The organism is Pseudomonas sp. NPDC089530 (genome assembly GCF_050280705.1).
Classification (GTDB): domain Bacteria; phylum Pseudomonadota; class Gammaproteobacteria; order Pseudomonadales; family Pseudomonadaceae; genus Aquipseudomonas.
The window spans coordinates 1-20,429 of record NZ_JBNNVU010000098.1; the positions used below are offsets into that span (position 1 = coordinate 1).

Consider the following 20,429-nt stretch of genomic DNA (forward strand, 5'->3'; position numbering starts at 1 on the left):
TGTTGGTTTTCCGGGTCAGGCCTTCGGGGCCGTTGTCGACGTCGAGCATGATCGCATCGAACATTGATCGAGTTGATGCCGCCGCCGATGAAGGTACTTTCACCCCAGCTCACCACCTGCTTGCCCAGGCGTACGGAGCCCGGTTGCTCGCCGATCGAGTAGTTGTGGTAGACGAAGGCGTCGAGGATCTGCCCGCCGGAGGACTTGGCGCCTTCCTTGCGGTTGCTGTCGCTGATGTCCTTGAATTCGCGGCTTTCGTCCTTGAGCTCGAAGTCGTACCAGTACTTGCCACGGACGAACATGCCGGTGTCGCCGTATTTCAGTTCAAGGTCATGGATGCCCTTGAAGATCTTGGAAAAGGTTTCGCCGCTCTTGAAGTTAGCGTGGCCATCGTCGGAGGTCTGGGACAGGCCATGGCCGCCGTTGTTGACCCCAATCAGGTTCTTGTTGGGGCTCTGGGTAGACCAGCTCGCACCCAGCGACAGAGAAGAGTCGAACTGACCTTCGATTTCCCCGATGTTGAAACTGACGCCGAAGGCGGGTCCGGCGAGCGTAGAGGCGAGACTGACCGCCAGAGGCAGTTTCGCCCGGCGCCAGAACTGGTTTACTGATGTCATCGACGCTACTCCATGTGCTTTATTGTTATGGCAGTGAGCACTTTTAAAAACGCTCTGAACGAGCGGAACCCAGTCAGCCCCGAAATCGTTCAAAGTTGCATCGCCCCATGTTGTGCGGTTGCCCCGTTCTTAAAAATCCTTGGGCGGACTATAGCCAGCAGGTGGTACGGCTTGATCCCTCTAAAGTGTGATTTGCAGCCCCCAACCACTCTGGAACGGTCCTTTCGCCAGTCCGGCAAATGCCGGCACGGCAAGGATGGCTGAAAATTCCGATTTGACAAGGCAAGCGCTTGCTTGGTGGGCTCTACCGTGCCCCTTCGGGCACGGTAGGGGGTGTTCATAACGTCGAGAGGAAGGTGCTGTTGTTGGCTTGCCATTCGGTGATGTCGACGCGGATGCGCTTCTTGTCGAGCTTGCCGACACTGGTCTTGGGAATTTCAGTAACAAGGGCGATCTGACTGGGAATCGCCCACTTGCTCAAGTGCCCCAGCTCGACGAACGGCTTGAGGTGTTCCTTGAGTTCCCTGGCCCCGATCCCATGCCCCTCGCGGACCACCAGCAAGGCGAACGGACGCTCGCCCCATTGCGGATCGGGAATGCCCACCACTGCTACTTCGCGTACCGCCGGGTGGCGGCTGATCAGGTCCTCCAGGGCCAGGGACGACACCCACTCGCCGCCGGTCTTGATCACGTCCTTGATCCGGTCGCGGATATCGATCACCCCCATGCTGTCGAGGGTCGCCACGTCGCCGGTATGCAGCCAGCCGCCTTCCCACAGTTCCGCGCCCTTCTGCGGTTCGTTGAAGTAACCCTCGCTCAGCCAGGGCGCGCGCAGCACCAGCTCGCCCTGGGTCTCGCCATCGGCCGGCAGGAAGTTGCCGTCGCCATCGACAATCGCCGCCTCCACCAGAGGCACGGGCACGCCGGCCTTGATCCGGTAGGTCGTGCGTTCGTCCTCGGTCCCCGCCAGCAGCTCTTCGTTGAGGTGCGCGCAGGACACCAGCGGCCCGGTCTCCGACATGCCGTAGGCCGCCGTCAATTGAATACCCTTGGCCTTGGAGGCTTCGTACAGCGCACGGTTGAGCGCGCTGCCGCCGATGACGATCTTCCAGCCGCCAAAATCGGTGCCCTGGGCGCCCTTGGCGTTGAGCAGCATCTGCAGGATGGTCGGCACGCAATGGGAGAAAGTGACTTTTTCCTTGCGCCACAGCTCCACCAGGAACTCCGGGTCGTAGCGACCCGGGTAGACCTGCTTGAGGCCGAGCATGGTCGCCACGTAAGGCAGGCCCCAGGCATGCACGTGGAACATCGGGGTAATGGGCATGTACACATCGTTGGTGCCCAGCAGGCGCACACTGTCGATGCTGCCCATGATGGTCGACACCCCCATGGTGTGCAGCACCAACTGCCGGTGGGTGAAATACACCCCTTTCGGATTGCCGGTGGTGCCGGTGGTATAGAAGGTGGTGGCCACCGAGTTTTCGTCGAAGTCCTCGAAGGTGTACTGGGTGCTGGCGGCCGCCAACAGTTCCTCGTATTCCCCCACCAGGTTCGGCAGGTCGGCGCTCTTCTCCGGGCCGTCGGTGAGCAGCAGGGTTTTCTTTACCGTGGTCAATTGCCCGGCTATGGCCTGGTAGAGCCCGACGAACTCGCTGTTGACCAGCACGAAGCGGTCCTCGGCGTGGTTCATGGTGTACAGGATCTGCTCCGGCGACAGGCGCACGTTGATGGTGTGGATCACCGCGCCGATCATCGGGATGGCGAACATGGACTCCAGGTAGCGATGGCTGTCCCAGTCCATCACCGCCACGGTGTCTCCGGCCTTGACCCCTGCCGCCGTCAGCACATTCGCCAGCCTGGCCACGCGCTCGATCAAGGTCGGGTAGCTGTAACGCAGTTTGTCGCGGTAAACGATTTCGCGGGTTTTCTCGTAACGGGTGCCAGACATCAGCAGCCGCTTGATCAGCAATGGGTATTGGTAGGCGCCTTCGGCTGGCGGAATAACGCGAGTCTGCAACATAAGCATCCCTTTTCGTGACTGCACGGTCGTGGCTGAAGAACGCTCACTCTAGAGCGCCGCTGGCTCCGCCAAATCAGCCAAAGGAATGATTTGCAGAGCCGTACGAATGCTAGCCTCCAGCCAGTATTCCCGCGACCGCGAGCGCCTGTACCCTGGCACTGGCCAATGGCGCCCTGAACCCGCTCAAGGCGCTGGGGCCCATCACTTGGGTTGCAGGTGCCGTTGCAGGTAGCTGCGCAGGTATTTCTCCACGTCGCGATTGCGCGGCCGCGGCCAGCCGGACGGCCACTCGCCCTGCGCCAGGGCGCGGATCGGCGCCAGCCGGCTCATGTCCCGCCGCTGAATCTGCCGCAGCCCCTGATCCCACCAGACATGGCGACAAGCGTCGATATAGGGCGAAACCGGACAGTTGCTGCCATACAGGAGGTCGCGTCCGACTTTTTGCAGGTCCTTGTTCTGCCGGCTCAAGTAGAACTTGATCCGCGAGCGCTGGAACAGCGACGGAACCGGCTTGCGCCGTGGCACCTCACGCTGCAGGCGCAGCAACTCCGGGCGGAAGGCTTCGCCGTGACGCTGGAAGAACAGCGCCTGCATCGCGTGGAAGAAGGCCTTGTCGGAGAAGTAGTGATAGATGCAGCTCTTGCTCTCGCCCACGGCCTGGCTGCCCAGGGCAAATGACAGGGCGATCTGCTCCAGGGTGTGCAGGTCCTTGATGTGGGCACTCCAATCGTCGATCAGGGCGATCGAGGCCTGCATCAAGGGACCGTCGCCGGCCGTCAGGCCACAGACGCCGCTGTTGAACAGTCGCTGCTCCTTCGGCACCGCATGACCGCTGGCCTGCAGGTAGCGGTCGAGTTTGACGAACTGCGGGCGGGCGCGGACTTCGGACCAGCGGAACTCGACTTCATCGATCAGGTACTGGCCCGGTGCGATACGTTCGAACAGGCGCTGCGGATCGGCCTCGAACAGGGTGTCGGTGTCGACGAACAAGGTCTTGTCCGCCAGCTCGAGGCCCGCAGCAAAGGCGCAGGCCTTGCGGCGATGGTAGTAGCCCTGGTCGCCCTGCCACTCGAGCAACGTCTGCGCGCTCAATGGCACCACTTGTACCGGCCAGCCGCGGTAATCCTCCGGGCGATCGGTCATCACCCGGATCACCAGGGCATCGGCATCCTTGCTCTGGTCGAGGGCCGTCAGGATGCTGAATTTTGCTTCATGGCGATAAACCTCTTTGTCGCCATAAACCAGATAGAGCAACTGCTGCGGTACTTTTTGTATCGTCATCAAACGTCTGCTCTCGCAACCCTTCGGACGGTCGAAGAGTTCGACCTGCCGAAGGGGCATAAAGCGGACGATTGTACGATTAATCGTAAATTCTAATCAGAAAAATCTGATCAATTGAGCGCAAACCCGCGACTTCAATGCATCTCGGTAAAGGCCAGCTTCACCCCGATGGCGATCAGCACCGCGCCCATGGTGCGGTCGAACCAGTGGCCCATGCGGGCGAAACCGGCGCGCACTTTCTGCTGGCTGAACAGCAGCGCCACCAGGCAGAACCAGGTGGCCGTCGCCGCCGCCAGGTACACGCCATAACCGGCCTGGATGGCCAGGGGCGTGTGCGGGTTGATGACCACGGTGAACAGCGACAGGAAGAACAGCGTCGCCTTCGGATTCAGCCCGTTGGTCACGAAGCCCGAGGTGAAGGCGCCGCGCGCGGTGCGCTCGCCGGCTTCCAGGTGCAGGTCATCGGTCGCGGGCTTGGCCGGCTGCGCCCGCAGGGCCTTGTAGCCGATGTACAGCAGGTAAGCGGCGGCGGCCCATTTCAGGGCGTTGAACAGCACGATCGACTGCGACACGATCAGGCCGATCCCCAGCAGCGAATACCCCACGTGCAGGAAAATCGCGGTGCCGACCCCCAGCGCCGTCCAGGTGCCGGCGCGGCGGCCGTGGGTCACGCTTTCGCGCACCACGACAGCGAAATCCGGGCCCGGGCTGGCCACGGCGAGCAGGTGGATAAGGGCAACGGTCAAGAACTCGGCGAGGTACATGAAGGCTCCTGTGTATCTAATTATTTCATCTGATAGGCTCGGCAGATTACGCCTTCAGACCTCCCGTGCAAAAGGTACAGTTGATGACCAACAATCGCCGCGCCGTCTTCCTCGACCATAGTTCCCTGGATCTGGGCGACCTTGATCTCGGCGCGCTGCGTCACAGCTTCGGCGAACTGCAACTGCATGACCGGACTCGCGCCGAACAGGTGGTCGAGCGACTGCAGGGTGCCCAGGTAGCGATCAGCAACAAGGTGCTGCTGGATGCCGAGACCCTGGCCGCCTGCCCCGAGTTGAAACTGATCCTGGTGGCCGCCACCGGCACCAACAACGTCGACCTGGCCGCCGCCCGCTCCCTGGGCATCACAGTCGCCAACTGCCAGGGCTACGGCACGCCATCGGTGGCCCAGCACACCCTCATGCTGCTGCTCAACCTCGCCACCCGCTTCACCGACTACCGCCAGGCGGTCGCCGAGGGCCGCTGGCAGCAGGCCCAACAGTTCTGCCTACTGGACTTCCCGATCGTCGAACTGCAAGGCAAGACCCTGGGCCTGCTGGGTCACGGGGAACTGGGCGGCGCCGTCGCCCACCTGGCCGAGGCCTTCGGTATGCGTGTGCTGCTGGGGCAGATTCCCGGTCGCCCGGCGCGGGCCGATCGTTTGCCGCTGGATGAACTGCTGCCGCAAATCGATGCGCTGACCCTGCATTGCCCGCTCAACGAGCACACCCGGCACTTTATCGGCGCCCGGGAGCTGGCCCTGCTCAAACCCATGGCTTTCGTGGTCAACACCGCCCGTGGCGGCCTGATCGACGAACAGGCCCTGGCCGATGCACTGCGCAGCGGCCACCTGGGCGGCGCGGCCACCGACGTGCTGAGCGTCGAGCCGCCGAGCGCCGGCAACCCGCTGCTGGCCCCTGATATCCCGCGTCTGATCGTGACGCCGCATAACGCCTGGGGCAGCCGTGAAGCCCGCCAGCGCATCGTCGGCCAACTGGCGGAAAACGCCCAGGCGTTTTTCAGCGGTACAGCGCTGCGGGTCGTCAGTTGATAAACTGCGCCACTTTTTTCCCAGGAGCAGATTATGGATCCGCGCAGTGAAGTACTGCTTCGTCAGGCTGACTTGTTCCAAGGCTCGCTGTTGCTGGCCGGCCTGCCCGCCGACAACTTGCTCGGCCGCCTACCGGCTGCCCATGGCTGGAGCTGGCATGCCGGTGATCAGGCCGCACTGGACGCCCGTTTCGCCGGGCGCAGCCACTTTGGCGTGAACGCCCCCGAGCAGGCGTTTGCCGGCGCGGTCCTGTTCCTGCCCAAATCCAGGGAGCTCACCGACTACCTGCTCAACGCCCTTGCCTCGCGCCTGGCTGGGCGCGAGCTGTATCTGGTCGGGGAAAAACGCAGCGGCATCGAACGCGCGGCCAAGCAACTGACCCCATTCGGCAAACCGCGCAAGCTCGACAGCGCGCGGCATTGCCAGCTGTGGCAGGTGACCGTAGACACGGCGCCGCAGGCTGTCGCCCTGGAAAGCCTGGCCCAGGAATATGAACTGCCGCTGGCCGAAGGGCCGCTGAAAGTGGTCAGCCTGCCGGGGGTGTTCAGCCATGGTCGCCTGGACCGCGGCAGCGCCCTGTTGCTGGAACACCTGGACAAACTACCCAGCGGCCATCTGCTGGACTTCGGTTGCGGTGCGGGCGTGCTCGGCGCGGCGATAAAACGTCGCTACCCGCACAACAGCGTGACCCTGCTCGACGTCGATGCCTTCGCTGCCGCCAGCAGTCGCCTGACCCTGGCCGCCAACGGCCTGGAGGCCGAAGTGCTGACCGGCGACGGCATCGATGCCGCGCCCCTGGGTTTGAATACTATCCTGACCAATCCGCCGTTCCATACCGGGGTGCACACGGACTACCAGGCCACCGAGAATCTGCTGCGAAAAGCAGCGAAACACCTGAAAAGCGGTGGCGAACTGCGACTGGTGGCCAATAGTTTCCTGCGTTACCAACCGCTGATCGAAGAGCACCTCGGCCCGTGCTCGATCAAGGCCGAAGGCGACGGTTTCCGCATCTACAGCGCCAAACGCGGCTGAAAACCTTTTTGCAAAAGAACCCTTGCCGAATGGATTTCGCCTAGGCAGAATCCGCTCCGTCCTAGGGGAGTAGTCTCCCGCGAGCGCCACGCTCGCCCGGCATGCGTCAACATACTTGATCCTCAGATCATGGCGTATGCGACCCAGGAGTCCGCACAGACGGACCGCCGGGTTTGACAAGACCTATGACACGCACACCTTACCCGGGGCGGGAAGGCTGTACGTGTCATAGCCGTGTCGACCCGCCCCTTAGGAATGCCCTGATGCTGGACTCTCTACTGGTTCCCACCGCGATCGTTGCCTTGGCCGAAATCGGCGACAAGACGCAACTGCTTGCCCTTATTCTCGCCGCGCGCTTTCGCAAACCCTGGCCGATCATTGCCGGTATCGTCGCCGCGACCCTGGCCAACCATGCCGCTGCGGGCGCAGTAGGTGCCTGGTTCGGCAGCTTCTTCTCGGATACGACGCTGCACTGGATCCTCGCCGCGAGCTTTGCCGCCACCGCGCTCTGGACCCTGGTGCCGGACAAGATGGATGACGACGAAGCCAGCACCACCCGCAAGTTCGGCCCGTTCCTGACCACGCTGATCGCGTTCTTCCTCGCGGAAATCGGCGACAAGACCCAGATCGCCACCGTCATGCTCGCGGCGCAATACCCGGAACTGTGGCTGGTGATCATCGGCACCACCGCCGGCATGCTGATCGCCAACGTTCCGGTGGTACTGGCCGGCAACTTCGCGGCGGAGAAACTGCCCCTGAACCTGATTCGTCGCCTCGCGGCTTCGGCGTTCTTCATCCTGGCCCTGGTCGCGGTGTACAAGGCCATGCAGAGCAGCGGTTGGGTGTAAAGGCATGCGCCACGGTCTTGCACCGTGGCGCACCTATTTTTACGGGAGCGGGCATGCCCGCGAAAGCGGCGTCAGCGACGCCGCTGGAAGCTCAGGACTTCTTCGCCTGCTGGTACAACGGCATCACCTTGGGAATCGCCGCTTCCAGGGAGGAAATCCGGCTGCTGGACGCCGGGTGAGTGCTGAGGAATTCAGGTGGCGCGCCTTCCGAGGCCTTGCTCATCTTGTTCCACAGGGTGATGGCCGCGTTCGGGTTGTAGCCGGCGCGGGCCGCCAGCTCCAGGCCGATCAGGTCCGCTTCGTTTTCATTGCCGCGGCTATTGGGCAGGGTCATCAGCAGATTGACCCCGTTGTCGCCCACGGCAACCGCTTCCTGCGGGGCGCCGGCGATCAGGGCGATCTGCTTCAACGCACTGACGCCGTACGCCTTGGACATCGCTTCGCGACCGTGCTCGCGCAGGGCGTGGGCGATCTCATGGCCCATGACCGCAGCGATTTCATCGTCGGTCAGCTGCAGTTTGTCGATGATCCCGGTGTAGAAAATGATCTTGCCGCCAGGGCCGCAGTTGGCGTTGAGCTCATCGTTCTTGATCAGGTTGACCTCCCAGTTCCACTGCGCGGAATCTGCGCGGAAAACCGGAGCCTGGGCAATCAACCGATTGGCGATCGCCTGGAGGCGCTTGGCGTTGGGGCTGGACTTGTCCAGCACGTTCTTGCTGCTCGCCTCACCGATCGTCTTTTGATAGGACTGTGCGTAGGACTGGTTGACCTCATCGGTCGACAGCATGCTGAACATGTATTGCTTGCGATCGACGCCGACAGCGCCACCGCTGGTGGTGTTGACCGACTGGCAACCCGACAGCAGCAACGCGCCAGCCAGTGCACCCAAAACCTGTTTCTTGCTCATGAAAACACTCCCTGAAAACATGGCGCGTATCCTAGGCCCAGTTGTGTATCGACGCCAGATACACCGGACGTGCAGCACATGATTTTCAGAGTCGAAACGCTGTAGGAAAAATTTCACAAAACCCTCCCCTCCGCGCCTGGCAGCGCCCGGCAGTTATCCATTTGCGACAGGCGGCCCTGTAAAACGGCCATTTTCCCAATCCCCGCTCATGGTCAACGAGGGCCTTGCCGATACAGCCGGGGCAGATGTCATTCCTGCGTCCGGAGCCCTTATGAAATTCAAGTCGATCCAGTTTTCCGTGGCCGCCCTGGCCGGCGCCATTGTCCTCAGCGTGGTCGTTGCCCTGGTGCTGTACGCCCTGTTCGCTGGCGCCCGGACCCAGGAAATGGTGCAGCAACAGACCCAGGCCCAGTTCGAGCAGGTCATCGAGCAACGGCTGGTCGGGCTGGCGCAGACCCAGGTCAGCCAGATCCAGCGGGAACTCGAGGCGCCGCTGCTGATCGCCGGTGGGCTGGTGCGAGTCAATGCACTGATCGGCAGCAAGGGCGCAGATGGCAATCCACAGCTGGCGCTCAGCCGCGAACAACTGATCAGCCTGATCAAGGAAAACGTCGCGCAGAATCCGAAGATTCTCGGTGCTTATATAGGCTGGGAAACGAACGCCATCGACCATAACGACAGCGCCTACATCGGCACCAAGGTCGTGGGTATCGATGCCAGTAACGGACGTTTCCTGCCGTGGTGGTTCCGCAACGAAGACGGCAGCCTGGGCCTGGACAAACTGGTGGACGTGGACGACCAGAAGGTCCTGTCCACCGGTGTACGCGCCAGCGAGTACTACCTGTGCTCCAAGGAAAGCAAGAAAGCCTGCGTGATCGATCCGGCGCCCTATAAGGTCGGCGACAAGGTCGTCATGCTCGCCTCCTTTATTGAGCCCATCCTGCTCGACGGCGCCTTCCAGGGCATAGTCGGCGCGGACCTGTCGGTGAACTTCATCCAGGACATGCTCCTGGGCGCCAACCAGAAGCTCTATAAAGGCGTGGGCGAAATGGCCCTGATCGGCGGCAATGGCCGGCTGGTGGCCTACACCAAGGACCCGAGCAAATTCGGCGAAAAGGTCAGCGACATTCTCGACAGCGAAGAAGTCGCCAAGCTGGGCAACCTCAAGCGCGGCGAAGTGAACTACAACGTCGACGAGGCCCATGGCCGGATCGAGCTGTACCTGCCGTTCAGCATCGGCCAGACCGACGCCCGCTGGACTCTGATGCTGCAACTGCCGCTGGACGCGGTCATGGCCGACCTGCAGAAACTGCAGAACGACCTGGCCGAACAGCGCAAGGCCGACACCTTCGGCATGGCCACGGTCGGTCTGCTCATCGCCGGTCTCGGCCTGCTGGTGATCTGGCTGGTGGGCCACGGCATCGCCCGGCCGCTCAAGCAAATGGTGGCGATGCTCGACGACATCGCCCAGGGCGAAGGCGACCTGACCCGCCGCCTGAGCAGCGACCGCGCCGACGAATTGGGTTCGATCGCCAAGGGCTTCAACACCTTCCTGGCCAAGCTGCAGGCGATGATCAGCCAGGTGGTGACGTCGGTGCAGAGTGTCAGCGACTCCTCGGAACACACCGCCGATATCGCCATTCGTACCAACCAGGGTGTGCACAAGCAGATGGCCGAGATCGACCAGGTGGCCACTGCCGTGCATGAGATGACCGCTACCGCCCAGGACGTGGCGCGCAATGCGACCCAGGCCGCGCAAGCCGCCAACCATGCCGACCAGGCCGCCAGCCAGGGCATGCAGATCGTGCGCGACACCTCGACCGCCATCGGCGTCCTGGCCGTGGAAATCGGCCGGGCGGTGGGCGTGGTGCAGACCCTGGCCAAGGACAGCGAAAACATCAACGCGATCCTGATCGCCATTCGCGGTATCGCCGAGCAGACCAACCTGCTGGCCCTCAACGCCGCCATCGAAGCTGCTCGCGCCGGCGAACAGGGCCGCGGCTTCGCCGTGGTGGCCGACGAAGTGCGCAACCTGGCGCAGAAGACCCAGCAGGCCACCGAAGAAATCCAGTCGATGATCCAGCAACTGCAGCAAGGCACCCGCGACGTGGTGCGGGTCATGGAAGACAGCCAGAACCGCACCGACGAAAGCGTGCAGCACGCGGCGAAAGCGGCCGAAGCCCTGGAGACCATCACCCAGGCGGTGTCGGTGATCAATGACATGAACACCCAGATCGCCAGCGCCGCCGAAGAACAGAGCGCCGTCGCCGAGGACATCAACCGCAACGTGATCAATATCGGCCAGGTGGCTAATGAAGTGGCTGGTGGTGCGGATGAGTCCAGTGCGGCCAGTGCCGGCTTGACCAAGCTGGCCGAGCAGCAGCGCCGGTTGATCAATCAGTTCAAGGTGTAAGGCGCCCGACCGGCATCAACCCGGAGTCAGGCACTCCGGAGCATTGAGCTTCGGATCGTTCACCAGGTTGGCCAGCACCCGCTCGCGCAAGGCGGCCGGGGGGCTGGCCAGCAGGGCTTGCAGCACCGGCAGCGGGGTCTCGGGGTCGAGCCAGGCTTCCTGGCCCTGGGCATCGAGAATCAAGGGCCGGCGCTGGCTGGCCGCGGCCTGGGTGACCACCGCGGCACTCAGCCAGACCTGTTCCTGCACCGGATAGGCTTCCCAGATCGCCGCGAAGAACAGGGACGAACCCTCCCCCGGCGTCAGCCAGTACGGACGCTTGCGGGTGCCGCCGCGCCACTCGTAAAAACCGTTGGCCGGCAGCAGGCAGCGGCGCAGGCGAAAGGCTTCGCGGAACATCGGCTGTTCGGCCAGGGTTTCGGCACGGGCATGGGCGGGGGTGCGCGACAGATCGGTCAGCCACGGCGGCGTCAGGCCCCAGCGGGCGCGGGCGAGATTGCGCTGGCCGTCGTTGCTGCGCAGGATCAGCACCGAATCGTTGGGCGAAATATTCCACTGCGCCTGCTGATCCGCCGGAAATCCGGGCAAAGCGGCAAACGCGGGGTTCCAGCGAAACAGGGCATAACGTCCACACATGGGGCAAACAACTCTTGAAAAACGGCGGCCAGCCTAACAGATCAGCACGCCGGCATGATTGGCCGGCTCATCGCCGGGCAGCGGCAGCGCGGCATTGTACGCGGTGATCAGTTCCCGGGCGTATTGCGCCTGATCGTTATCCACCGCCAGCCCGAGCAGGCCGAACACTGGCAACTCTCCGGTACCGCCCAGCAGATCCCGCCCTACCAGATGGGCCTCGATGCCCTCGCTGGCCAGCATGCCCTGGAGCAACTCCCCTTCCAGCAGGTTTTCCGGCTCGTAGATTCGCTGCATGGCGCCTCCATCAGTCGTTTTCACTGTGCACGTCGAGCATCCACTCCTCGCCGTCGGTCTGCAACGTGAACACGATGGGCCGACAACAGACTGGACAGTCCTCGATGTACTGCTGATCGCCCCCGGACAGGTCCAGCACGATCTCGGATTCTTCACCACAGTAGGGACATTGATAGCGCTCGGTTTCCAGCATCGCGGCCTCCGGAGTGACTTGTGCGTATAATCGCCGGTCTATTTGCAGGGCTATTGAGATCCGTGCTTACTTTTCGGACCGAGCCCAGCTATTTTTTTCGATTCAAACCTTTTCTTACCCTAGCCGTTTCCAACAAGAGAGCATGATGGGCGAATTCGATGCCATCCGACCTTACGACGACAGCGAAGTACCTGCGGTACTGACCCGGCTGCTCGGCGACAAGGCGTTTCTAGATATCCTCACCCACTTCCGCTTCCCGCGCTTTGCCAGCGCTTTCGGCTGGCTGCTCAAACCCCTTATAGCCCATCGGTTGCGTCGCGAGTTCGCCGCGGTCACTTCGGTGGCGACCCTGCAGGACAAGGTCGAGTTCTATGTCGACCACACCATCGAGCGGGCCACCGACGGCGTGACCTACACCGGGGTCGAGCAATTCAAATCCGGCAGCGCCTACCTGTTCATCGCCAACCACCGCGACATCGTGATGGACCCGGCCTTCGTCAATTACGCCGTGTACCACGCCGGGCTGCCGACGCCGCGCATCGCCATCGGCGACAACCTGCTGCAGAAGCCCTTCGTCAGCGACCTGATGCGCCTGAACAAGAGTTTCATCGTGCACCGTTCGATCACCGGGCGCCGGGAAAAGATGGCCGCCTATCAGCTGCTGTCGGCCTATATCAACCATTCGATCCGCAACGACTGCGCATCGATCTGGATCGCCCAGGCCGAAGGCCGGGCCAAGGACGGCGACGACCGTACCGAGTCGGCGATCCTCAAGATGTTCCACATGAGCCGCAAGGACGAGCCGTTCGGCGAGGTGATCCAGTCGCTGAACCTGACCCCGGTGTCGATCAGCTACGAATACGACCCTTGCGACCAGGCCAAGGCCCGCGAGCTGTACATCCGCGCCACCACCGGCAGCTACACCAAGGCGCCCGGCGAAGACGACATCAGCATCGCCAAGGGCATCACCGGCTATAAAGGCCGGGTCCACGTGAACTTCGCCGCGCCGATCAGCGAGGTCTTCGAGGACACCAAGCAATTGGCGGTGGAAATGGACCGGCAGATTCTCGGCGGCTATCGCCTGTTCCCGGTGCACTACCTGGCCTACGCCCAGTGGAGCGATGCCGACCCGGAATTGCAGGTGCCGAGCGCGGCCCAGGTGTTCCCGGCGGACGAACTGGCCAAGGCCCAGGAAGAGTGGCAACGACGCCTGGAGGCCTGCCCGGCGGAACATCGCCCGTACCTGGTCCTGCAGTACGCGACGCCGGTGCGCAACCAGTACCGGGTCAAGGCGGGCCTGGCATTGCCATGACGCTGATCCCATGAACGACAACGGCGCCTTCGGGCGCCGTTGTCGTTCAGGTCGATCGCGATCTGGCGGCCATCAGAACCGCGTGCTGATCCACGACACCAGCAGCGCCAGCCCCAGGCAGGCAAAACCGAAACGGTAGAAGAACCGGTTCATGCGCAAGGTCGCCCCGTCCAGCGCTTGCGCCGGCAGCATCTGGGAGCGGGATTGGCTCTGGGCAGCCAGATTGGCCAGCGCGCGCTGCTCGCGACGCCGGGTGGCGTGCAGCAACCAGCTGCCGGGAAAGGCGAACAGCAAGGCCAGGATATTGATCAGTTTGGCGGGGTGGGCGCTGACCAGCGACCAGATCAGTTGCAGCGACATCACGAACCTCGAAGGAAACCGGACTACGGGCCCTGCGACCCGCGGCGCGGATTTTACCCAAGGGCCCACGTTCTGCCCGGGCTTTCCGACAGATAACAAGCCGTTGGCCGGTTAATTCCTTCTGTCATACGTTCGTCATCTAAACAGGCCAGTCTGGCGCCCCTCGAAACCGACACGGAGCTTGTCATGCTGCATGCAGAAAACCAGGATCGCCTCTACCTGATCGCCCCCAGCGACGAGCAGGAAGCCTTGGTCGGCGGCCTGGCCTTCAACGTTCAGGACCGTCACTGGCTGGTGTATTGCGCCCTCGGCGGACACCAGCATGCGGACCTGCCGGAAACCGATCTGCTGACGGGCGTCAGCGTGCTGGATTTTTATGTTGAGGCGGCGTGAGTCCTTAGGCGAAAAGAATCGATAGACAATAAAAAATCCCGGCTTCGATGGAAGCCGGGATTTTTTTATGTACGGAGCTTACGACGTCAAGCAAGGCCCTTCGGGCCTTATCGCAGCCTCGCTGGCGCTCGGCAGCGGCTACGGGGCTCGCATTACTCGCCGAGGATCTGGCCGATGCTCGGGTCCTTGAACAGACGGGTCAAGGCATCGCTGAGTACGTCGCCGACCAGCTTGGTGTTGGTTTCCTGGTTCGGCGCCATGCCGAAACGCTGGTCCAGGGACGCGCCGTAACGACCGCTGTAGCGACGGTTGGCGTTCTGCACATCGGAGCGGAAGGTCGCGCCGATAGTGGCTTCGGTCACGTACATGCCTTCCTTGGGCGACTGATACTTCAGTTCGGTCAGGGTCACGGTCAACTGCGGCGCATTCAGCGCATTGGCGGTTGGCGTGAAGCCCAGCAGGCGCACCGCGGCTTCGGCCTGGGCCTGCAGCTTCGGCAGGACCTGCGCGCTCTGGACGGTGATCGCGCTGGTTTCCGGGTAGAGCCCGCCACGGGTACCCAAGGTTGGCGACGGACGGCCATCCACCACTCTCACTACCACGGGCTGGCCGTGGCCGACCGGCGCGAGCTGGGAGGTGAGCTTCGGTTCCGGGCTGAGTTGTTGTGGGCTGTGGGCGCAGCCGGCCAGCGTCAAACTGGTCACAGTGATCAAACCGAACAACAGGCGTTGCAACATGCTCATTTCTCCAGAAATCAGGCACAAATCAGGCGCGCAGTATAGCGGGGGTCTACGGCCGCTAACCAGCGGCCCGGCACGAGCCAGTCAGCTCTCAGACAGGTTCCATACAAGCCGGTTCCTGTAACCTCCCCGTAACCGGCGTTACACGACCATGTAACTCCCGAGCGGCATTCTTCCTCGCAACTGCCCAACAGGTACATCGCCATGCACTTTCTCTGGTCCTTGTTCGCTCCGCGCCAGAAATTCCGCAGCTTCGCCAGGCTCGACCCGCAGGGGCGCTGCCAGGCCTTCAAGCACTGCAAGGTGCCACCAATGGGCGACGGCTGGGTGGAAATCGAGGAAATCCGTCTCAACTGGTTGCACCAGCCATTGCCCGCCAATGCCCGTGTCAGCCCGCACATTGCCCGCGCCGGGGTGCAACCGATGATGGCCACCTGACCAAAAGCCTAATAAAAGTCATTAAACAGGGTCATTTCTGCGCATTTCTTCGTTACAATCTCCCCCCGATTATAAGGACGTCTCCTGATCGGGCCTCGCAGCATCGCCGATGCATCAGCATCAGCTCCCCCGCATTGCCCACAGAGAGCCGCCCACACAGATCGAGTGAAGCCGGCGTGCTTGCTGTTCATCGTGCAACCCACCGCTTTTCGCGCATCTGCAGAGCTGCCATTGCTCGGCCACTGAGTTGTTCGCCCGTTAATGCCACGTGCTCCATGTCGGCATTCCCCCCTCGGGCCGGTGCCAGGCTGGGGCAGCCCTTTTTTGAGGTTCACGTCTTCAAAAGAGCGTGAAAAAACGGGTTTTCACAACTTCACAAGAGTGTGGCGAGCAAATGAATAGTTTTGCGTCTGTACAAGCACCATTAGCGTCTACAACAGCCCGATTACACAGGACCGAGCACACCTCAAGAACTGGTGCCTGAAGCCTGTCCGCTACGGATTTGGTTGCACAAACGGACTCTCGGCCATAAGTCGAATTGCCCACCCTGCCCTGAAATGCGTTCATACGCGGATCAGGCCCGGTTGGTAGCGTCCGTCGAAGTTGCGAAAAATTGCGAGATTCGGACATGGCGATCCTGGCCATGAGTGATTTGGGGCATAACGTGAACCGCCCTGTAACTCCTGGCAGCTATGCCGTCAATTTGGTGCTGCAGATTTTGGAGACGCGTTAATGGCGCATAACGAAGCAGTAGACGTCGTATTGGTTGGGGCCGGCATCATGAGTGCCACCCTCGCCGTACTGCTCAAAGAACTCGACCCCGCGATCAAGCTGGAAGTCGTCGAGCTGATGGACTCGGGTGCCGCGGAGAGTTCCAACCCGTGGAACAACGCCGGTACCGGTCACGCCGGCCTCTGTGAGCTGAACTACACGCCACAGGCTGCCGACGGCTCCATCGATATCAAGAAAGCCGTGCACATCAACACCCAGTTCGAGGTGTCGAAGCAGTTCTGGTCCTACCTGACCAAGCAAGGCACTTTTGGCTCGTCCAAGTCCTTCATCAGCCCGGTGCCGCACCTGAGCTTCGTGCAGGGCGACAGCGGTGTGTCCTTCCTGAAGAAGCGCTTCGAGATGCTGAGCAAGCATCACGCTTTCGCGGACATGGAATACACCGAAGACAAGGCCAAGATGGCCGAGTGGATGCCGTTGATGATGCCGGGCCGTCCGGCCGACGAAACCATCGCCGCCACCCGCGTGCTCAACGGTACCGACGTCAACTTCGGCGCCCTGACCAATCAGTTGCTCAAGCACCTGACCAGCGCACCCGACGCCCAGGTCAAGTACTGCAAGCGCGTGACCGGCCTCAAGCGCAACAAGGACAACGGCTGGACCGTGAGCATCAAGGACGTCAACAGCGGTAACAGCCGCGAAGTCGACGCCAAGTTCGTGTTCCTCGGCGCCGGTGGCGCGGCGTTGCCGCTGCTGCAGGCTTCCGGCATTGAAGAAAGCAAAGGCTTCGGCGGCTTCCCGATCAGCGGCCAATGGCTGCGCTGCGACAACCCGGACGTGGTCAAGCACCACCAGGCCAAGGTCTACAGCCAGGCCGCGGTAGGTTCGCCACCGATGTCCGTGCCGCACCTGGACACCCGCGTGGTCGACGGCAAGAAATCCCTGCTGTTCGGACCTTATGCCGGCTTCACCACCAAGTTCCTCAAGCACGGTTCGTTCATGGACCTGCCGATGTCGGTGCGCGCCGGCAACATCGGCCCGATGCTGGCCGTGGCCAAGAACAACATGGACCTGACCAAGTACCTGGTCAGCGAAGTCATGCAGTCCATGGAGCAGCGCCTGGAATCCCTGCGCCGCTTCTACCCACAAGCCAAGGCCGAAGACTGGCGCCTGGAAGTGGCCGGTCAGCGGGTGCAGATCATCAAGAAAGATCCGAAGAAAGGTGGTGTGCTGCAGTTCGGCACCGAACTGGTCGCAGCCAAGGACGGCTCCCTGGCCGCCCTGCTCGGCGCTTCGCCGGGCGCGTCGGTCACCGTTTCGATCATGCTGGAACTGATCGAGCGCTGCTTCCCGGCCAAGGCGACTGGCGAGTGGGCCGCCAAGCTCAAGGAAATCTTCCCGGCCCGTGAAAAGGCCCTGGAAGCCGACGCTGCGCTGTATCGCAAGATCAACAGCGAGAACAACGTCAGCCTGGAGCTGGTGGAGCAGAGCAGCGAAGCCGAAAGCTACGCTTAAGCAGCCCCATGAAAAACGCCCCGTTCTCCAGGAGAACGGGGCGTTTTTTTATGGGCTTTTACTTGCCGGGCCTGGCAGATATACGGCGCGGCCTGGATCGCCAGCAAGCTCGTCTCTACAGAACAGCGCTTTTCAGCCGCGGGCGTTTTCGATCAGCTCGATGTAATCGGCGGCGTTGCGCTGGTCCTGGATCAGGGCCACGAAGTTCTTGCCGTGTTCGTCCTGACCGTCCAGGTCGTAGCCGGCCTCGACGAAGAACACCAGGAAACGCTCGAAATCGTCGATACGCAGGCCGCGGTAAGCCTTGATCAGCTTGTGCAGGGACGGGGAAGTGGCGTCGGCTGGCTCGAAATCGAGGAACAGTTTGATCTGCGCATCGCCGATCTCGTCACCAATCACTTGTTTCTTATCTTTACGCATTGCCGACTCCAGCTCGCAGACATTTCACGGGGCACGCAGTGTACTCCCAGGCCGCGTCGAGCCTCAACGCGAGCGTACGGCGCCGGTGTGCAGATCGGCCCAGATATGGCCGTTGGCGTAGCTGAGGAACTGGCAATACACCGTGTCGTTGCGCAGCAGGTCCATCACCACCCGATACTGGGCCAGCGGATAGAACAGGGTGAGGGTCTTGCTCTTGTCGTCGAACTGCGGCTTTTTCAGGCTTTTGCTCTCGCCATCGAAATTCAGCAGCACCTGGCTGATGGTCGCGCCCTTGTTCAGCGGCTTGCCCTTGAGGCGGACCAGCACAGGCGAGGTCACGGGGATCGGCTGCTGGTTGGACTGGCGCTGACTGCCAATGACCACCGAGTACTCGGTGACCTGCAACAACTGTTGCTGCTCGGGCGCGGCATCACGCAGGCTCAGGTCATCCGGTGGCAGGAACTGCCCATGCATGGGCGCCGGGGCCGCGGCCAGGGGAAGACTCAGGGTCAGAAGAAGGGCCGCGCTACTGCGAATCAACAGGCTCATGAGAGGCTCCATGCAAGGGTGATGCACTCTAGCATGGGTTGGCCCTGCGCTCCCTGCGGCAGCAGCTACGGAAGCGAGTGTGGCCTCAGTCGAAGTGGGCGCGCATCCAGGCCTGGTACTCGGCCACGCCCGGCTCACCCTCGCGGGGTGCCCAACTGGCCAGTTCGCCTTCGCCCACCGGACGATAGGGCCCGGCCTTGCACTCGAACATCAGGCTGTCGGGCTCCAGTACCACCAGGCCATGAAAGACCCCGGCCGGCAGGTCCACGCCCACACAGTCACCGCCAGCCTCCAGGACCCGCTTCTCCCGAACCTGGCCCACTTCATCGAAAATCAACAGGCCCAGGCGTCCCTTGAGCACCAACAGGGTTTCGGCCTTGTCGGCGCTCAGGTGACGGTGCGGCGGAATATAAGTGGCCGGTTGCAGCCCGACGGCCATGCGATGGCATGGCTCTTCCATGGCGTGAAAGTTGTGGTGCTGACGACCACGGGGGTTAGTCGACGCCTTCTCGGCCAACTCATTGAACAACGACTGATCAAGAAAGCTCGGCTCACTCATGATTTACATCCCCTTGACGGCGAAGATGCCGGCAGCGTTACGCCAGTAGCCTTTGTAATCCATGCCGTAGCCGAAGATGTAACGGTCCACGCACGGCAGGCCAACGTAATCGGCTTTCAGGTCGGGACGGGCCTTGCGGTCATGGTCCTTGTCGATCAGCACGGCGGTGTGTACCACGCGGGCGCCGGCGTGTTTGCAGAAGTCGATGATCGCGCCCAGGGTATGACCTTCGTCGAGGATGTCATCGATGATCAGCACGTCACGGTCGATGAAGGACACTTCCGGCTTGGACTTCCAGAACAGCTCGCCGCCGCTGGTTTCGTTGCGATAGCGGGTGGCGTGCAGGTAGGAAGCTTCCAGGGGGAATTGCAGGTGGGTCAGCAGCTTGCCGGAGAAGATCAGACCACCGTTCATCACGCAGAACACCACCGGATTGCGCTCCGCCAGTTGTTCGGTGATTTGTGCACCGACTCGGGCGATGGCCGCCTCGACCTCAGCTTCGGTGTACAGGCAGTCAGCCTCGCGCATGATTTGACGGATATGCTCGAGATCAGCGGACATGGCGCTCTCCAGGGGGGTGGCAGTTTCGGAAAAGCGGGCAAAGGTACGCATCCGGCCCGGTCAGATCAAGCGTTTCTGGACTAACGTACTGAGATGTCCAGATGTCTATAGGACAACACCCGCGGATAGATTAATCTAGGCCGTTTTTTTTGCCCGCCGCCGGAGCCTTTCCCTATGCCCATCCGTGAGATCCGCCATCCGCTGATCCGACACAAACTTGGCCTTATGCGCCGCGCCGACATTAGCACGAAGAATTTCCGCGAGCTCGCTCAGGAAGTCGGTGCCCTGCTGACGTATGAAGCCACCAAGGACCTGCCGCTCGAATCCTATGAGATTCCGGGCTGGTGCGGCCCGGTCCAGGTCGAGAAGATCGCTGGCAAGAAGATTACCGTGGTCCCGATCCTGCGTGCCGGCATCGGCATGCTCGACGGCGTGCTCAGCCTGATCCCGGGCGCCAAGGTCAGCGCCGTGGGCGTGGCCCGCAACGAGGAAACCCTGCAGGCACACACCTACCTGGAAAAACTGGTCCCGGAAATCGACGAACGCCTGGCGATGATCATCGACCCGATGCTCGCTACCGGCAGTTCCATGGTCGCGACCATCGACCTGCTGAAAAAGGCCGGCTGCAAGGACATCCGCGCCATGGTGCTGGTCGCCGCCCCCGAAGGCATCGAAGCCGTCGAGAAAGCCCACCCGGACGTGATCATCTACACCGCCTCCATCGATCAGAAACTCAACGAACACGGCCAGGGCGTCCACGGCCACCGGGATAGCGGTTGGCTTGTAGCCGTACTTCTGC

Annotated in this window: 23 protein-coding genes, 1 pseudogene and 1 riboswitch; of the genes and pseudogenes, 10 read left to right on the forward strand and 14 right to left on the reverse strand. The window is 62.1% G+C overall.

The features are described 5' to 3' along the window. The 4 genes from ACQKQA_RS25620 to ACQKQA_RS25635 form a co-directional block, all read right to left on the reverse strand. On the reverse strand, positions 1-617 hold a 617-nt coding region (locus tag ACQKQA_RS25620), incomplete at its 3' end, for a DUF1302 domain-containing protein (RefSeq protein WP_427563772.1). Between the two features lie 337 nt (positions 618-954). After that, positions 955-2,637 (reverse strand): fatty acid--CoA ligase, encoded by a 1,683-nt coding sequence (locus ACQKQA_RS25625; RefSeq protein WP_427563774.1) that lies wholly within the window; start codon positions 2,635-2,637, stop codon positions 955-957. A 201-nt stretch (positions 2,638-2,838) separates the two neighbouring features. Continuing rightward, positions 2,839-3,918 (reverse strand): hypothetical protein, encoded by a 1,080-nt coding sequence (locus ACQKQA_RS25630; protein WP_427563776.1) that lies wholly within the window; start codon positions 3,916-3,918, stop codon positions 2,839-2,841. Positions 3,919-4,052: 134 nt separating this feature from the next. Further along, positions 4,053-4,682, reverse strand: coding sequence for a LysE family translocator (locus tag ACQKQA_RS25635; RefSeq protein ID WP_427563778.1), 630 nt, complete (start codon positions 4,680-4,682; stop codon positions 4,053-4,055). Between the two features lie 83 nt (positions 4,683-4,765). On the opposite strand from ACQKQA_RS25635, the gene ACQKQA_RS25640 reads away from it, so the two are divergent. The 3 genes from ACQKQA_RS25640 to ACQKQA_RS25650 all read left to right on the forward strand — a co-directional run bounded on the left by ACQKQA_RS25640 (position 4,766) and on the right by ACQKQA_RS25650 (position 7,611). Next, entirely contained in the window at positions 4,766-5,731 is a 966-nt protein-coding gene (locus ACQKQA_RS25640; RefSeq protein WP_427563780.1) for a 2-hydroxyacid dehydrogenase, read from the forward strand. 33 nt (positions 5,732-5,764) lie between these two features. Continuing rightward, the gene (locus tag ACQKQA_RS25645) at positions 5,765-6,763 is read left to right on the forward strand and encodes a methyltransferase (RefSeq protein WP_427563782.1); all 999 of its coding nucleotides are present in this window, start codon (positions 5,765-5,767) and stop codon (positions 6,761-6,763) included. A gap of 51 nt (positions 6,764-6,814) precedes the next feature. Next, a riboswitch (yybP-ykoY riboswitch) is annotated at positions 6,815-6,938 on the forward strand. A gap of 88 nt (positions 6,939-7,026) precedes the next feature. Then, positions 7,027-7,611 (forward strand): TMEM165/GDT1 family protein, encoded by a 585-nt coding sequence (locus tag ACQKQA_RS25650; RefSeq protein WP_427563784.1) that lies wholly within the window; start codon positions 7,027-7,029, stop codon positions 7,609-7,611. A 91-nt stretch (positions 7,612-7,702) separates the two neighbouring features. Here ACQKQA_RS25650 and ACQKQA_RS25655 read toward each other — a convergent pair whose 3' ends face one another. Continuing rightward, positions 7,703-8,518: a M48 family metallopeptidase gene (locus tag ACQKQA_RS25655; RefSeq protein WP_427563786.1), complete on the reverse strand. Its 816-nt coding sequence runs from the start codon at positions 8,516-8,518 to the stop codon at positions 7,703-7,705. A 1,354-nt stretch (positions 8,519-9,872) separates the two neighbouring features. On the opposite strand from ACQKQA_RS25655, the pseudogene ACQKQA_RS25660 reads away from it, so the two are divergent. Both ACQKQA_RS25660 and ACQKQA_RS25665 read left to right on the forward strand, forming a co-directional pair. After that, positions 9,873-10,076: pseudogene (locus tag ACQKQA_RS25660) on the forward strand (HAMP domain-containing protein); the annotation flags it as partial. 111 nt (positions 10,077-10,187) lie between these two features. Next, the gene (locus tag ACQKQA_RS25665; protein WP_427563812.1) at positions 10,188-10,931 is read left to right on the forward strand and encodes a methyl-accepting chemotaxis protein; all 744 of its coding nucleotides are present in this window, start codon (positions 10,188-10,190) and stop codon (positions 10,929-10,931) included. 15 nt (positions 10,932-10,946) lie between these two features. Here the strand turns inward: ACQKQA_RS25665 and ACQKQA_RS25670 are convergent, their stop codons facing one another. The 3 genes from ACQKQA_RS25670 to ACQKQA_RS25680 are packed head-to-tail and all read right to left on the reverse strand — an operon-like array spanning position 10,947 to position 12,054. Beyond that, positions 10,947-11,567, reverse strand: a complete 621-nt coding sequence (locus tag ACQKQA_RS25670; RefSeq protein WP_427563788.1) for an SOS response-associated peptidase — start codon at positions 11,565-11,567, stop codon at positions 10,947-10,949. A 33-nt stretch (positions 11,568-11,600) separates the two neighbouring features. Next, positions 11,601-11,861, reverse strand: coding sequence for a putative signal transducing protein (locus ACQKQA_RS25675; protein WP_427563790.1), 261 nt, complete (start codon positions 11,859-11,861; stop codon positions 11,601-11,603). A gap of 10 nt (positions 11,862-11,871) precedes the next feature. Next, positions 11,872-12,054 (reverse strand): CPXCG motif-containing cysteine-rich protein, encoded by a 183-nt coding sequence (locus ACQKQA_RS25680; protein ID WP_427563791.1) that lies wholly within the window; start codon positions 12,052-12,054, stop codon positions 11,872-11,874. A 142-nt stretch (positions 12,055-12,196) separates the two neighbouring features. Between ACQKQA_RS25680 and ACQKQA_RS25685 the strand changes: the two genes are divergently transcribed. Next, complete coding sequence (locus tag ACQKQA_RS25685; protein WP_427563792.1) at positions 12,197-13,366, forward strand: 1-acyl-sn-glycerol-3-phosphate acyltransferase; 1,170 nt, start codon at positions 12,197-12,199, stop codon at positions 13,364-13,366. A 72-nt stretch (positions 13,367-13,438) separates the two neighbouring features. On the opposite strand, the gene ACQKQA_RS25690 is transcribed toward ACQKQA_RS25685, so the two are convergent. After that, positions 13,439-13,726, reverse strand: coding sequence for a hypothetical protein (locus ACQKQA_RS25690; RefSeq protein WP_427563794.1), 288 nt, complete (start codon positions 13,724-13,726; stop codon positions 13,439-13,441). 186 nt (positions 13,727-13,912) lie between these two features. Here ACQKQA_RS25690 and ACQKQA_RS25695 point away from each other — a divergent pair, with 186 nt between their 5' ends. After that, positions 13,913-14,119: a hypothetical protein gene (locus tag ACQKQA_RS25695; protein ID WP_009050770.1), complete on the forward strand. Its 207-nt coding sequence runs from the start codon at positions 13,913-13,915 to the stop codon at positions 14,117-14,119. 152 nt (positions 14,120-14,271) lie between these two features. Here the strand turns inward: ACQKQA_RS25695 and ACQKQA_RS25700 are convergent, their stop codons facing one another. Further along, a complete protein-coding gene (locus tag ACQKQA_RS25700; protein WP_427563796.1) occupies positions 14,272-14,856 on the reverse strand; it encodes a YajG family lipoprotein in 585 nt (194 codons plus the stop codon). A 207-nt stretch (positions 14,857-15,063) separates the two neighbouring features. Between ACQKQA_RS25700 and ACQKQA_RS25705 the strand changes: the two genes are divergently transcribed. Both ACQKQA_RS25705 and mqo read left to right on the forward strand, forming a co-directional pair. Next, positions 15,064-15,297 (forward strand): hypothetical protein, encoded by a 234-nt coding sequence (locus ACQKQA_RS25705; RefSeq protein ID WP_427563798.1) that lies wholly within the window; start codon positions 15,064-15,066, stop codon positions 15,295-15,297. Between the two features lie 732 nt (positions 15,298-16,029). Then, positions 16,030-17,541 carry a malate dehydrogenase (quinone) gene (mqo, locus tag ACQKQA_RS25710; protein ID WP_427563800.1) on the forward strand — a complete coding sequence of 504 codons (1,512 nt, stop codon included), beginning with the start codon at positions 16,030-16,032 and terminating at the stop codon, positions 17,539-17,541. 132 nt (positions 17,542-17,673) lie between these two features. On the opposite strand, the gene ACQKQA_RS25715 is transcribed toward mqo, so the two are convergent. The 4 genes from ACQKQA_RS25715 to ACQKQA_RS25730 all read right to left on the reverse strand — a co-directional run bounded on the left by ACQKQA_RS25715 (position 17,674) and on the right by ACQKQA_RS25730 (position 19,630). Further along, positions 17,674-17,961, reverse strand: coding sequence for a PA4642 family protein (locus tag ACQKQA_RS25715; protein ID WP_427563802.1), 288 nt, complete (start codon positions 17,959-17,961; stop codon positions 17,674-17,676). Between the two features lie 63 nt (positions 17,962-18,024). Beyond that, positions 18,025-18,510 carry a hypothetical protein gene (locus ACQKQA_RS25720; RefSeq protein ID WP_427563804.1) on the reverse strand — a complete coding sequence of 162 codons (486 nt, stop codon included), beginning with the start codon at positions 18,508-18,510 and terminating at the stop codon, positions 18,025-18,027. Positions 18,511-18,595: 85 nt separating this feature from the next. Then, the gene (locus ACQKQA_RS25725) at positions 18,596-19,069 is read right to left on the reverse strand and encodes a WbuC family cupin fold metalloprotein (RefSeq protein ID WP_427563806.1); all 474 of its coding nucleotides are present in this window, start codon (positions 19,067-19,069) and stop codon (positions 18,596-18,598) included. Positions 19,070-19,072: 3 nt separating this feature from the next. Next, positions 19,073-19,630 (reverse strand): hypoxanthine-guanine phosphoribosyltransferase, encoded by a 558-nt coding sequence (locus tag ACQKQA_RS25730; protein WP_427563808.1) that lies wholly within the window; start codon positions 19,628-19,630, stop codon positions 19,073-19,075. A gap of 174 nt (positions 19,631-19,804) precedes the next feature. On the opposite strand from ACQKQA_RS25730, the gene upp reads away from it, so the two are divergent. Further along, on the forward strand, positions 19,805-20,429 hold a 625-nt coding region (upp, locus tag ACQKQA_RS25735), incomplete at its 3' end, for a uracil phosphoribosyltransferase (protein WP_427563810.1).